This is a genomic window from Candidatus Saccharibacteria bacterium (assembly GCA_034521515.1).
Lineage (GTDB): Bacteria > Patescibacteriota > Saccharimonadia > Saccharimonadales > JAXHMH01 > JAXHMH01.
Window position 1 is genome coordinate 412,793 of sequence record JAXHMH010000002.1, and the last position, 13,375, is coordinate 426,167.

Here is a 13,375-nt window from a genome sequence, read left to right on the forward strand (position 1 = left end):
ACTACCATCTACCATCTTATTTGGCTCCAGAGCTAGTAAGTACTGCGCGGAGCGTGCGTAGAATAATGCTGATATCAAGCCAGAAGCTCCAGTTCTGTACGTAGTACATGTCTATTTTGCGTCGTTCTTCAAAACTTATATTGCGCCGGCCGGATATTTGGGCGAGTCCGGTTAAACCTGCCTTTACGCTTAGAATATCGTGTTTTTTAGCATACGTATTTAGTTCTTGTGGCACTAAAGCACGCGGTCCAACCAGACTGATGTCGCCGCGCAAAACGTTAAAAAGCTGAGGAAGTTCGTCTAAGCTCGCCCGTCGCATGAATCGCCCAAAGGCTGAGGTACGCGGATCACTCGGGATATAGTCGCCGTTCTCTCTGTATATTTTAATGAGCTCAGGTTTACCCATAACCTTAAAAGCCTTTTCGGGGCTCATACCGCTATATTTTTGCTTGTGTGTGCGTAATTTGTAGCAGGTAAATTCACGATTAAACCTAGTGAGACGAGTTTGCCGGAAGATAAAACCGCCTTTGGGGTCAAAAATAAGTAAACTAATCAGGCTCAACAACATGAGCGGGGAAGTTATAATTATCAACATGATGCTCGCAAAAACGTCAAATAAACGTTTGGCAATGCGACCCCAGCCAACAATCTGTGTCTGATGGACGGCTATCATGGGCAGGTCTGCAAACAGGTCAACCGTAATGTTGCCAACAAATAAATCAGTATTACCTGGTACAAACCGATAGGTTATGTGATTTTGCTGAGCAAAGGCCATGATTTTGTTGTTTTTATTTTGGTTTTTGTATAGTTCGGTTTGAATAAGACCGTGTGGCAACTCTGGCAAAGCCTCAATCGCCTCTTCAAACGAGCTAAAATAGGCGATACCGCTGGCTTTGCGTCCAACAATACCAAGCACGCGCATACCACTATGACGAGTATCATTAATAGTATCGGCTATGTGTTCGCTAGAAGCAGTGTTGCCAATAATAAGTACATTACTGATGCCGATTCCATACTTAAACAAAAGCCGCCGGAACATGCGCATCAAGCTGCGTATAACCAACAAAAAGCCAAAGCTGAGCACCAGACCATAAACTGCTACTAGACGTGCTGGAAAGAACTCTCCTTCGAGAACAAAATCGTAGCCAATGATTACTAATATGCCCAGAAACGAACCGATAAGCAGACGGCCAATCTCGGTAAAGCGTTTTTCGTAGACATTTTGGTTATAAAGCCCAATAAACGCATGGACGAGTAGCCATAACGGCAATATTGCCAGAAAAGCATACAGGAAACTAAAGGCTGGGATTTGCTCGATGAGAGGGCGCGGATCCCAGCGGACACGGAGAATATAGGCGGCACTAAAGGCACCGGTTATAGCAACAGCGTCAGCGATAATCAGCAAAAATGAGTAGGCTAGTGAGGCGTTATTTTTCATTAGAAACCACTCACCATTCTTGTCTGCCGCCCTGCGGAGCAGGTTGCGCCACAGTAATTCTTGATGCCTGAGTACATTTTCAATTGCGCTACTTGCTCACCGTACTGTTTGTATGGTTCAGTGCGCCGCTCATTGAGAAATACGTCCATGCATTCAAGTGAGTATTTTCTAATCATGTCTGTATCTATTGTATCACCGCAGAAAGCATATCTGATATACTGAACCCTGTACAATTTCGCTCTTACTTAAAACCCTACTGCTCGTTGTTCGTTTACGGAAAGTGTACAGGGCAAGCAAAAGAAGAAAATAAACATGCGAATACATTTGCGTAAAAAAGACAAAAAAGAAGCCAAACGCTTTGTCGAGTACATGATTGGCGGTGGTGCTCAGTTTTGGAGTGGGTATTTGGCGTTTGCGCTGTTTGACCTACTTGGGATGCCGTTTTGGCCAAATAAGTCACTGGCCTATTTTATCGGTGTCACGGCTAATTATGGGTTGCAACGTTTTTGGGTATTTGGCCGCAAAGGAATCACCAAAAAGCAGATTGAAACATCAGCCACAAAATTTTACACGTTAATGTTTGTAAATTTTTTAATTGATTTGGGAATTGTCGGCGGTCTGCGCGAGCTAGGTCTGACCCCATATCTTGGGCAGTTTGTTAGTGCCGGGTTCTTTACATTGTGGAACTATTTGATATTTAAGTTTTGGGTGTTTGCTCGTAAAAAGAACATTATTAAACCAAAGCCCAAGAAAAAGAAGATGGTGGTGAGGTTATAATGGGGAGTACACAGTACACAGTACACAGTACACAGGGATGATATATGGTAAATGATAAATCACAAGACAAATCTGATGGCAAAGTGCTTCCAACCAAAAAACAGCGCGAGTTGCTAACGTTTATTGACGAATTTATTAAAGAGCACGGTTATAGCCCAAGTTATCGTGAGATTATGAGTTCGCTCAACTATAATTCTGTTGCTACGGTGGCGTTGCATGTTAATAACTTAATTAAACGTGGACATCTGCATAAACGCGATCGTTCGGCTCGCTCACTGGAAGTGGTTGAATCAGTTGACGATGAGCCCAAACTCAAAAACAAATCAGTTGCACCAGCAGAGGAAAAGTGGCTCATACAAAAAATCGAGTATTTCTTTGATGAGGCGGAAAATTCCGGGCAGCTCACGCAGGCGCAAATCGACGAACTCTACGTGTTAATTGGTGCGCTTAAAGTCTTGGGATTGGAAGGGGCTGCGCACAGTTTTATGCCGCGACTCACAGCAGTCAGAAAACGGCTCGGTGAATAGGCTATCTGGTATAGATATCTCTACGGGTGAAGCCAATAATCCCGGCAGCAGCCATGACAAACCCTGCTACAAGTAACCATATAAGCGGCAAGAACTGAATATCGTTTGATGGGGCTAGTGGTACATGCGTAAACGGCGATAAGTTTATTACCCATTGGGGCAGTTTTAAGAGTACGCCCAACTGATTTATGAGAAGGTAAATAACAAACACGCCCCATGTAACTCCCAGAACATATCGTGGCAGTAGTCCGAAGAGCAATATCATGAATGCTCCAAACGCTACTAGCGCCGGTATCTGTACCATGGTAGAGGCAGTCAGTCGCCATACGTCTGACGCAGTTGCATCACCAGCTATCATGAACGAAACGCCGGCCAAAAAACCAAAAGTCGTCAACAACAGGACAGTACCGACTAGCGCAACAGTAACGTGGCTTAGCAACCAGCGAATACGACCGGTCGCCGCACCGAATAGTGATTCTGCATAGCCGTTTGTTTCCTCGCTCCGTAGACGCAGTAGTGCTTGCAGGGTATACCCAGCGGCGATTAAGGCTCCGATATTAAACATAGATGAGAAGAATATGTCCGTCACATTACCACCTGCCGAACCTAGGTATTCTAAAAAGGCCTCGTTGTCAGCCAGCAAGTCGCTAAATTCTACCGCCATAAACCCGGCTAACAACCCAAATACTATGTAACCGATTAGCCAGCCATACAGAACGCCACGCTGCAGTCGCCAGGCCAACCCAAGTGGGCTTGACAGCCATTGCTTAGCAGTGGCTAGACCTGGGCGAGTGGCGATCAGCCCGGAGCCGACATCGCGGCGTCGCAAGATAAGGACTGCTACACCAAAGCATATAAGACTACTGACAGCCAATAAACCCAGTAACCACCAACGTTGTCCACTAAACGGTTCTACTAGTGTCCCCCAGCCAAACGGCGATAGCCAGGTCGGCCAACTACTACTGGCGCTCAATCCGTCAGGGTTTGCAGTGCCAAACGCATCGCCGACCGCGCGCAACAAGAAAAACGCGCCAATTGTACCGCCCGCCATGCCGTTTGCTCCACGTGTTGTTTCAGCGACTTGCGCAGTAATCGCTGCAACGCCGGCAAAGAATACTCCAATTAAAACCCAACCCGCAGTCATGCCAAACACACCAGATACAGGCAGGTCGCTGCTGCCCGTCAGAATTGCAAAAAGAAGCAGGCCAACTACAACGTTTAATCCAATAACTACGGTTAGAGCTGCGGTTAGTTGCGCGTAGCGGCCAACTATGGCCGAGCCGATGAGCTCTGAGGCTCCAAGCTCTTCATTTTGTCGGGTATGTCGCACTATGGCAAGGGTGCTCATAAACGCAATCAGAATAGCTGTAAAGACAAACAGTTCTACCATGGCGATAGAACCGAGTGTTGGTCCTTGAACTGGCCCGCCAAAAGCACGGGCAATAACACTTGGTGCGGACGTCGCAGCGTATTCCAAGCGTTGTTCTGCTGTTGCATAGAACTCTGTTAAGGCTGGCATACTGCCGCCAGCCATGGCCAAGATTATAAAAATCCACAATGGGAGCTTGATGCGATCGCGTCGTAGTGCTAACCGGATTAACCGCCAGGTTCCCTTCATGTGGCTCGACTTATGCGTCATATCACTTTGCTCGTCGAGCGGAGTTCGCGACCTGGCGGTGTGACGCATAACTCGAGAGCTCATTAGGTTTTTACCCCTGGTTCGTCATCGTAATGGCGCAAGAATAATTCCTCAAGCGTTGGTGGGTGGCTGGTGATGGCTCGAATATTTAGTTTGGTTAGTTTCTCCAGAGCTTTATCTAAATCTGCCGGTTCAACTTCAAACTCAACATGATTATTTTTGCTACGCAAGTTATGAACCCCTTTGATTTTCTCAAGTCCTGTGACAGGCTTTTCTGTTTGAGCTTTGATAGTGGTGCGGTGTAAATGACGAAGTTGGTCAAGCGTGCCAGTTTCTACGGTGCGTCCTTCGCGGATGATGGTGACGCGGTCACATAGCGCTTCGACTTCTGCCAAAATGTGGCTCGAGAGTAGCACTGTTTTTCCAGAGCGTCTGAGGGACTGGATTTCTTCCTGGAAAATTGACTCCATAAGCGGGTCAAGGCCGGATGTTGGTTCGTCCAGAATGTAGAGTTCTACGTCTGAAGCCAAACCAGCGACCAGCGCTACTTTTTGGCGGTTACCCTTAGAGTAGGTGCGGAACTTCTTTTTTGGGTCAAGCTGGAAAACATCAATCAGATGAGCTCGACGCTTTTTATCCAAACCACCCCGTAAAGCCCCTATCAGGTCGATCGCCTCGCCACCAGACAGGTTAGGCCATAAATTAACGTCGCCTGGTACGTAGGCTAGCCGACTATGCAAGTTGACAGCTTTATCCCACGGATCCTGCCCAAATAGCGTGGCAGTACCCGATGTTTTACGCAGTAAGCCAAGCAATACGCGAATAGTCGTGGATTTTCCAGAGCCATTTGGTCCCAAAAACCCATGAACTTGCCCTTGCTCAACGGTTAGATTGAGATTATCCAGTGCCTTAAATTTGTCAAACTTCTTTGTAAGCCCCCGTACTTCAATGATAGTGCTTTTGCTCATGAATATATTTTGTCAAATTGGCCAGTAAAGGGCAATGATCCAAGTCACATACCCCAAACAAGGTTAGACCTTGTTGCAAGGTCTAACCTTGCAAAGGTGGAGGTGTGACGGAGCTGGGCTTAGAATATAAATTTTATTGGTGTTGGGCGTGTTACTAGCTTGTATACTGGGCGGGTGAGTATTATTGAAGCGATCATTCTCGGCTTAATCCAAGGTCTTACTGAGTTTGTGCCAGTATCAAGCTCTGGTCACCTGTTATTGATACAGGATGTCTTTGGATCAGAGATAGGTTTAACATTTGATGTGGCTCTTCATATCGGCACGCTACTTTCATTACTGCTAATTTTTCGCCGAGATATTGTGGAGCTGACCAAGGCCTTATTTAAGCGCAGTGAAAAAACCGGGCTGGCAATTTTGCTAGCGATTGCTACAGTGCCGGCGGTGATTGCCGGTACATTATTACAAGAAGCGGCTGAAACAACCTTTCGTTCGCCAATAATCGTGGCAATCATGCTGATACTTGTTGGTGTCTTGATGCTAGTGGCGGAACGTTGGACGGTGCGGCATCAAAATAAAAATGCGCTTGAGCATGTATCTTGGCGTCAAGCAGTGATTATTGGAACAGCTCAAGCAATAGCAATTATTCCGGGCACATCACGTTCCGGTAGCACTATTACGGCCGGTTTATTTGCCGGGCTAGACAGAGTAACATCTACCAGGTTTTCATTTTTACTAGCTATTCCTGTCATGTTGGGAGCCACACTTAAAGTTATGTTGAGTGAGTACAGTATGGGCTTGGTTGCAGATACCCCAGGCATTTTTATAATTGGTGTGATTGTGGCATTTTTGACCGGCTTATTTGCCATACGGTTTTTGCTGAGCTTTTTATCCAGGCACAGTCTCGCTACTTTTGCGTACTATCGCATGGGGCTCGGCGGTATTGTCTTATTGCTGGTTCTCATCTAAACGCGCGTTCGTAAATCAGCCGGCTGAATATTATAAAACCGATTTGCAGTACCAGAATTATTACTAAAATGATGAAACGTTTTTTCTCACTCATCCTGTAGTAGATCTCCAAGAAATTACATTTTTACTGTACAGAAATTGTCGGCAGATTGCTTCTTTATAGCTGCGCTTACCTCTACGGCATATTTGCGAAGCAACTTGGAGGTTCACTGCGGGACTCATAACACATTTTCCTTATAGGAAATATTTAACATTGTCCATTTGTCATTAGCCATTAAAATACCATTGTTCATTTCCCAGACACGGAAAAACATTTGATAATTGGCAAATGAAAATTAAATATTAAACGTAAAATGGTAAATGACAAATTCATAACTCGGTTACCTACAGTAAATCAGCAGTAACGACCAATCGATTAACCGGATTCCAGAGTGGCGTGCACGTATATAGCGTTAAACGGGGATTTTCTGTCGGTGCCTCTACTTCTATGGCTGAAGCGTTGACAGTTTTTACTTCGTCAATCTTATAAAGGTATTCGCTTCCTTCCCAATAAATCGCTAGTTTTTCACCGATTTCTACTTTGTTTAGGTTATAAAAAACTGCTGGAGTTGAATAGGTAAACACGTGCCCGGCCAAAACGGTGTTGCTGGCAACTGTAGGGTTGGCGGTGTTTGGTCGGCGCCAGACACCTTCGCTTAAGGTTGACTTGGTTGGTCCCTCGTGTATTTATTTATCTAGCATGATAGATGGGATGACTAGCCTATTTTCGCTGGGGATATTGTCTGACGGTTGGTCGGTATTTTCTGTCTCATCGGATAATCGCCCGCCGTAAGTGGCCGGTTGGCTAAACTGCTGCCGCCACATATATGTAAGCGCTGGAATAAAAGGCGACACAAAAATAAACAAAGCGACCACAATATTGGCAACCAATAGTCACTTGTTGTAGCGAGAAAAGTTCTGTAAGTATGGTAAAAGTGAAGGAGAGTTCATTTTTTATGAAATTTCTTTGGTTTGTTGATTTTCGGGGCGAATAACCGGCAGTTTACCGTGTTCGTCGTACACATAATAATGGCTTGGATCGTTTTCGGATTGGAGCGCTTTAATTGCTTGCATGGCATCGGTCAGTTCAGGGTTTGTACGAAGGCTTCTAGGGTTCGGCGATAACTTAACCTGAATATTGTTTGGATCTAGCCTCGCGCTTCCAACATATGTTAATCCTTCTTGTGTGAATTTTAGTACGCCGTCGTTTGCTCTGCCTATGACTATAGTACGTTCCTGATCTTCTTCAGGGATGGATAAGCCAGACTCAGAATAGCTATAGCGTGTTGTATCGAGCGGTTTATTGACAGTGCCACTGATAGCGGTAAAAAGCAAAGCTGCTTTGCCGATTTTTGCACTACGTTTTAACCGTTTTTCAAGACCGTGTTCCACCATCATTTCATTAAACTCGGAAATAGCATGGCGTGGTGTTGATAAACGGCCTTTTCCGGATGCCGGACGCGGAATATTTAAATAGGTTTCATCAGTCGCCATGGCAATAACTTCTGTTGCTGGAACAATTCCAGACGGTAGTTTTACGCCAAGGTAAGTAATCATCTTGTTGGCTATTAGGCTCGTGTCAAAATCATGGCCGCTTCTTAAAAGATTAGAACGAGACCTTACTAGAATCAGGGCTATGTCAATTAGTTCGTCATGATCGGTGGCAACAAAGGCGTTTTGACGACTATCTAAAGTTGCCCCGATGTTTTCTAGTGCTTGATGGTTCTCGTCAACAGCTTGGGCAACCTTCGGGTATCTATTATCAATTCCAGTAGCAATTTGGTCAGTTACAGCTCCATCTAGCGGACTGCCCTTAATAGTATGCGCAAAAGTACTTTGATATTCATATTTGTCAGGATTGTGGGGGAGTAGCTCAAAAATATCAGACCGAGTTCTGGCGTGTTCTGTCGCCCACATCTGCAAATCTTCCTGCATCTGACTGGCGTGTTTGCTGATATATTCCATGATATATATAGCGTAATACTCCTTGCCGGTAAAACATAATGCTATAGGCAAAAAATACTACATGTGGTGTAAGGGTTTTGCGTTATACTACTAGAAGATTAGTAAATTAAATATACAAATCCGGAAGCCTGTGAGAACCAGGCACTGTGCCGCAACTGTGATGTCGCCAACGAGCGAATAAGTCAGACACGGAAGTAAAAGCCTCCCGAGCAGGAGCAAAGTCTTTTTGAGGATATGAAGACCCTCTGCTCGTCTACTCGGGAACGCAGAGGGTTTTAAATTGCAGACACTTGAACTAACAAATACTCATAGACTCGCATCCGATGTGTGTCCAGAGTTGATTGAGATCGCCGACTACCGACGGAATCATCTGGTTGGCTCCATTGCACTGGCTGGTAGCGCGGAGATTTGCGAGGTACAAGAACCTAACCCGACAACTCTGCTGGCTAATTCACAGGAAGCGGCACTCGGCTCGGCTGATGCTTTGCGGCGGGTGCGTAGAAATGTCAGCACAGATGTGGCTGAGCGGCTCTTCAAATCTGGGCATATTACGGTCGTACCTCTTGAACGTACACAACGTGGGCTCGAACAAAATGGTGTTCCAATGGCACATATTCACCAGAACACTTTAGAACACATGCCGTTAAATAATATCATGCAAAACCGAACCCACCGAGAGCTTGGCAACATATTCTTGTTTGAAGAAATGGATACAGCTGGGTTGTTAGAAGAGCATGATGTTGTGGTTATGTCTGCTACGCCGACAGATACCAAAACTCGCCAAGAATACAATTTCTTTACTGATACCGATTCATTGTCAGTTCAATACCTAAAAAAGACGGGCGAAAGCACTTTTGACATGGAGACTGCAATGGTAGCAGGTAAGGTTTCGCCGAATGCATCACGTCATGATTTGCGTGCGGTGAAGCAGCTACTAGAAGAAGCAGGCATGGAGCAAGCCTATTTTGACGAGAATGAGGCGCTTTCGTTTGTCATGCTTGTACCAAAAACAGCAACCAGCGGGGTGCATACCGTTGTTGAGAGGATCGATGGAATTATTGGTGGGACGTTCTTTGGCGAAGCTAAACCAAGCCAGGATTATTACACTTACCGAGAGGTTTGTATGACACGCGAGCAGCAGTTTGACGGTCTAGTCGATAAAATCACTCGCCAGTTATTAGCCGAAGCGCATACATTTAAGCGCCCTTATGATGCGATTGAGCGACTAGATCAGCTTTCAAGCAAGTATTGTATTGAGCGTGCCGCTCTAGATAATACGATTGATATACGCGTGTTTGGACATGCGGCGATAGCAGACTTAGAGCAGGCGCGCAGGGCTTTTGAGCAGGGTGACATTCAGGTTGCGGACAACTATCTAAGTATTGCAAAAACCAAAAGTACCGATAGCTCTTGCCCACTATTCAAAGAAGGTGAAGAATCTGATCCAGGTAGTGATGACAAAGACTGTGAGTTTATGTCAAAGAAATGTCCAATTTGTAAAGCAGAAAACGTAAAGACTGTAGTTAAAAAAATTGGAAGTTCGAAGAATAAGAAACTCATCACAGGCAGCTGTGGATGCAGGAAGATTGAAAGCTCATGAACAAAACCGGATTAACTAAACAACAATACGAACAAATGGTTAATGATTGTGATAATAAGTGCGTTATTACAGACGACATGTTAAAAGCAGACCCAAATCTCATGAAATGCGTGCGTTGCCCGTTTTGCACTGAAACCGTGGATGCAATTCTGACAGATACGCAAATAATTTGCCCAAAGTGTCACGCTACCGCAAAATTACAGTAAAATAATTATGATGGACAAAACCAGCAGCACAGACCAAAACCAAACCGATAGGCGTTCACCCGAACTTTTCTGTGATGCCTGTGGCCACTACCCAATTGAGCCGGTGCACGGGCACTATGTCTGCCCGGCTTGCCGTCAGCCGACCAAATGTTGCGAGGGAATGCCTCTAGATGTTTAAGACTTCTAAACCACAACGGATAATATTATGAAGCGAGTCGGTATATTTTCTGGCACTTTTGATCCGGTTCATAGGGGTCATGTGCAGTTTGCACACGATGCAATTAAATGGTGCAGCCTCGATAAAGTGTTCTTCTTGGTAGAGCCACGCCCGCGTCGTAAGCAGGGCGTAAAGGCCTTTGAGCACAGAGTAAACATGGTGCAACTGGCGATCGCCGACGAGCCTAAGATGGGCGTTATCGTGCTGGATCAGGCTCGTTTTACTCCTCATGAAACACTACCACCGCTTACAGCCAGGTTTAAAGGCGCCGAGCTATCAATGCTAATTGGCGAAGATATGCTAACGCACATGGCGGAGTGGCCACACGTGGAGGATTTACTAAAAAACGTGCAATTCATTATTGGTGTACGAGGTGAACATAACGATATAAATCACCACATAAAAGAAATAGAAAAGGTCAAAGGCCTAGAATTCCACTACAGCGTATTCAGCACGGATTTATCGGATTACAGTTCTTCTAAGGCAAGACTATCATTGCGGCGAGGTCATAAGCCCAGAGGTCTGCACGCCGACGTAGCTGAATATATTGCCGAGAACAAGCTCTATACGTCTACTGGCGGTGCTTCGTAGTGTTTTTGTAGATACTGGATGTGCTTTTCGCGGTGGTGTTTGAACTCGGTTTTATTAAAGCCGTTGCGTTTGATAAATGAGCTAATCTTCTCGCTGCCAATATAAGTCGGCATCATGACGTAGCTGGCGCCCAGCCCATAAAGCTCAGCAGCTTCTCCAGTGCTGTCGGCATGGCAAATAACGACTGAATTAGGATTGTGTTGCTCCAGGTAGCGTAGCAAAAATATGTTAGTAGCGTGATCAGATACCAGTGAAATCACTAATTTAGTTTTTGTCAGATCAAGCTCCTCGAGCAGTTCTGGGTCAGTTACGTCTCCATATAAATATGGTGTGTTTTTGTGGCTTAGGTTATCAATAACCTCAGGGTCATAATCAACCACGATAAAACGTTTTGTTATGGTGGGAAGCACCCGTATAAATTCGCTACCACCTTTTTTATAACCAAACATCACCACATCATAAACGTGTTTGGTTTCGTGATTGTTTTTGACCTTTCGTCGTTCAAACAGCGTCAGGTAACGCTCGAATTTGTTATACAGTCCGTCCGCATAGGTAATCATGTAGGTTGAAACAGCGATTGTAATAAGAGCTACTAGCGTGATAACTGTTACGATTGACTCATCGATTTGCCCGCCGCGCTGGCCTAGGAGCAAGAATATGAGAGAAAACTCGCTAATTTGGGCGACTGTCAGACCTGCTTTAAAGCTGTTGCGTTTGGTGTAACCTAGCAATCCCATGATTGTCATGACGATTATTGGGTTACCGATCAGAACCAGGCTCGACATGGCCATAGCCGGAGCGATATAAGATTGGAAGTTATCTAGATTTAACCGTGAACCCAAGGCAATAAAAAAGACAATCAAGAAGAAGTCGCGCAGTGGTTTGAGTCGTGAGCCAACTTCGGCAGCGTAAGGCAAGTTTGCAAGGGCAATACCGGCAATAAGTGCTCCAACTTCTAGTGAAAACCCGAGTTCATAAAACAAGGTGCCGACACCAAAGCCCCAAGCAATGGCAAATAAAAACAGCATTTCTTGAGAACGAGACAGAAAGTTGGTCATCGGCTTTAGGATAAATCGGGCAACCAAGAATATAGCTAAGCCGAGCAATAAACCTTTTACAGCAAGCCAGCCAAGGTCTTCTAGGCTAAGTCCACCGTGACTGGTTGCCGAAGCAACGACTAACGCTAAGGTGGCGACCACGTCTTGAACAAGTAAAAAGCCGATACTTATCTTGCCGTACAGCTTGTTTTGCTCTTTTTTATCGTTAAGTAGCTTTAAGATGATAATCGTACTACTAAACGACAGCGCGACCGCGATATACAGTGATTCGATGCCACCGTAACCGAGAGCATTGGTTAGCAACAGGGCAAAACTAGCAGTAAAGGTTACCTGTCCAAGGCCAGTAAGCAACGATACTTTACCGACTTCTTTGATAATTTTTGGGTTTAAGCCCAGTCCGACAATAAATAAAAGTAAGGCAATGCCAAACTCGCCCATAAGACCAACCGTTTCAGGTGATTGAACAAGTCCTAAAATTGAAGGTCCGACAATAAGCCCGGTCAGAATATGCCCAATAATTAGTGGTTGTTTTAAGGCGCGCATTATCAATGCGACACCTGTTGCTACGGCTATGAGGAGCGTAATTTCGGTAAAAACGTGATCGGTCATCTTTGTTTTGCAGTTCCTTTTCGTATTACCTTACAACAAGTATAAAATTTTCGCAAAGTGCTTGCGCTTCAGGTTTGTGCTATGTCATACTGTAGCCACTTCATTGTAGCTAGTTACGGCTACGTACGAAGACAAAAACAACCCAATAAACTTCAAAACATTAGTGAAGTTTTTGCTGGGTAAAAATAAAAATGCAGTGTAAGCAGATGGAGTTTTGTTTACGTTTGCAATAAACAGGAGGTTCTTGGCGTGAAGACCGTCAAAATAAAAACGTATCACCGGAAGGGGCAAGCGGTGGAAGTAAAAGTTCAACGCCCAAAGTGGCAGCAGTACCTACACTATTAGACGTTAGAGTCTAGATATTAGAGTGTAGACATTAGGAGTCCGTAGAGCAACAGCTACTGTTTAGCTCGATGGGCTTTTAATAATGCTTTCAGTTGCTTGGTGCAGACCAGAATTTGCTCATCAGCTTGTTGCCAGGCCTCTTCGTCCATATAAGTTAAGTCGATAGAAATCTGGTATTGACTCTCTAGCTCCGATAGCGAACCCAGGGCCATTACATAGAAATGTTCTCTATCTTTAGAGGTGCTTCTCGCAAAACCCTCAGCGATGTTTGACGTTATTGAAACTGCGGCTCGTCTCATCTGTGAAGTAATCCCGAACAATTCTTCTTTCGGAAATGTCTTAGTAGCCTTATACGTGAGTAAGACAAGCCCATGAGCGGTCTGCCAGACCCGTAGATCGCGAAATGACTTCATGGCTGACTCCACGCTCA

The 13,375-nt window shown here is 45.1% G+C and carries 13 protein-coding genes; 5 read left to right on the forward strand and 8 right to left on the reverse strand.

Features of this window, described 5'->3' with window-relative positions:
• Positions 1-16: 16 nt before the first annotated feature.
• On the reverse strand, positions 17-1,438 hold the full coding sequence (locus tag U5K77_02095; GenBank protein MDZ7744531.1) for a sugar transferase: 1,422 nt from the start codon (positions 1,436-1,438) through the stop codon (positions 17-19).
• 312 nt (positions 1,439-1,750) lie between these two features.
• On the opposite strand from U5K77_02095, the gene U5K77_02100 reads away from it, so the two are divergent.
• Both U5K77_02100 and U5K77_02105 read left to right on the forward strand, forming a co-directional pair.
• On the forward strand, positions 1,751-2,215 hold the full coding sequence (locus U5K77_02100) for a GtrA family protein (protein ID MDZ7744532.1): 465 nt from the start codon (positions 1,751-1,753) through the stop codon (positions 2,213-2,215).
• A gap of 44 nt (positions 2,216-2,259) precedes the next feature.
• Positions 2,260-2,742 carry a hypothetical protein gene (locus tag U5K77_02105; protein MDZ7744533.1) on the forward strand — a complete coding sequence of 161 codons (483 nt, stop codon included), beginning with the start codon at positions 2,260-2,262 and terminating at the stop codon, positions 2,740-2,742.
• A gap of 1 nt (position 2,743) precedes the next feature.
• On the opposite strand, the gene U5K77_02110 is transcribed toward U5K77_02105, so the two are convergent.
• Both U5K77_02110 and U5K77_02115 read right to left on the reverse strand, forming a co-directional pair.
• Positions 2,744-4,444, reverse strand: a complete 1,701-nt coding sequence (locus U5K77_02110) for an anibiotic ABC transporter (protein MDZ7744534.1) — start codon at positions 4,442-4,444, stop codon at positions 2,744-2,746.
• Positions 4,444-5,349 carry an ABC transporter ATP-binding protein gene (locus tag U5K77_02115; GenBank protein MDZ7744535.1) on the reverse strand — a complete coding sequence of 302 codons (906 nt, stop codon included), beginning with the start codon at positions 5,347-5,349 and terminating at the stop codon, positions 4,444-4,446. Before U5K77_02115 ends, U5K77_02110 begins: the two co-directional genes overlap by 1 nt.
• Before the next feature lie 174 nt (positions 5,350-5,523).
• On the opposite strand from U5K77_02115, the gene uppP reads away from it, so the two are divergent.
• A complete protein-coding gene (gene uppP / locus U5K77_02120; GenBank protein ID MDZ7744536.1) occupies positions 5,524-6,315 on the forward strand; it encodes an undecaprenyl-diphosphatase UppP in 792 nt (263 codons plus the stop codon).
• Positions 6,316-6,699: 384 nt separating this feature from the next.
• Here uppP and U5K77_02125 read toward each other — a convergent pair whose 3' ends face one another.
• From U5K77_02125 to U5K77_02135, 3 genes are all read right to left on the reverse strand, one after another.
• A complete protein-coding gene (locus U5K77_02125; protein MDZ7744537.1) occupies positions 6,700-7,041 on the reverse strand; it encodes a sortase in 342 nt (113 codons plus the stop codon).
• Complete coding sequence (locus U5K77_02130; protein ID MDZ7744538.1) at positions 7,042-7,245, reverse strand: hypothetical protein; 204 nt, start codon at positions 7,243-7,245, stop codon at positions 7,042-7,044.
• A 63-nt stretch (positions 7,246-7,308) separates the two neighbouring features.
• Complete coding sequence (locus U5K77_02135; protein MDZ7744539.1) at positions 7,309-8,319, reverse strand: hypothetical protein; 1,011 nt, start codon at positions 8,317-8,319, stop codon at positions 7,309-7,311.
• Between the two features lie 280 nt (positions 8,320-8,599).
• Here U5K77_02135 and U5K77_02140 point away from each other — a divergent pair, with 280 nt between their 5' ends.
• Both U5K77_02140 and U5K77_02145 read left to right on the forward strand, forming a co-directional pair.
• Complete coding sequence (locus U5K77_02140; protein MDZ7744540.1) at positions 8,600-9,919, forward strand: hypothetical protein; 1,320 nt, start codon at positions 8,600-8,602, stop codon at positions 9,917-9,919.
• Between the two features lie 411 nt (positions 9,920-10,330).
• Positions 10,331-10,933, forward strand: coding sequence for a nicotinate-nicotinamide nucleotide adenylyltransferase (locus U5K77_02145; GenBank protein MDZ7744541.1), 603 nt, complete (start codon positions 10,331-10,333; stop codon positions 10,931-10,933).
• Here the strand turns inward: U5K77_02145 and U5K77_02150 are convergent.
• Both U5K77_02150 and U5K77_02155 read right to left on the reverse strand, forming a co-directional pair.
• A complete protein-coding gene (locus U5K77_02150) occupies positions 10,906-12,600 on the reverse strand; it encodes a cation:proton antiporter (GenBank protein ID MDZ7744542.1) in 1,695 nt (564 codons plus the stop codon). The genes U5K77_02145 and U5K77_02150 overlap by 28 nt on opposite strands.
• Before the next feature lie 398 nt (positions 12,601-12,998).
• A complete protein-coding gene (locus U5K77_02155; protein ID MDZ7744543.1) occupies positions 12,999-13,358 on the reverse strand; it encodes a four helix bundle protein in 360 nt (119 codons plus the stop codon).
• Between the last annotated feature and the right edge of the window lie 17 nt (positions 13,359-13,375).

Bases quoted from the DNA above. Each gene is read 5' to 3' on its own strand.
- U5K77_02095 (MDZ7744531.1), bottom strand. From the start codon at position 1,438: ATGAAAAATAACGCCTCACTAGCCTACTCATTTTTGCTGATTATCGCT.
- U5K77_02100 (MDZ7744532.1), top strand. From the start codon at position 1,751: ATGCGAATACATTTGCGTAAAAAAGACAAAAAAGAAGCCAAACGCTTT.
- U5K77_02105 (MDZ7744533.1), top strand. From the start codon at position 2,260: ATGGTAAATGATAAATCACAAGACAAATCTGATGGCAAAGTGCTTCCA.
- U5K77_02110 (MDZ7744534.1), bottom strand. From the start codon at position 4,444: ATGAGCTCTCGAGTTATGCGTCACACCGCCAGGTCGCGAACTCCGCTC.
- U5K77_02115 (MDZ7744535.1), bottom strand. From the start codon at position 5,349: ATGAGCAAAAGCACTATCATTGAAGTACGGGGGCTTACAAAGAAGTTT.
- U5K77_02135 (MDZ7744539.1), bottom strand. From the start codon at position 8,319: ATGGAATATATCAGCAAACACGCCAGTCAGATGCAGGAAGATTTGCAG.
- U5K77_02145 (MDZ7744541.1), top strand. From the start codon at position 10,331: ATGAAGCGAGTCGGTATATTTTCTGGCACTTTTGATCCGGTTCATAGG.
- U5K77_02150 (MDZ7744542.1), bottom strand. From the start codon at position 12,600: ATGACCGATCACGTTTTTACCGAAATTACGCTCCTCATAGCCGTAGCA.
- U5K77_02155 (MDZ7744543.1), bottom strand. From the start codon at position 13,358: ATGAAGTCATTTCGCGATCTACGGGTCTGGCAGACCGCTCATGGGCTT.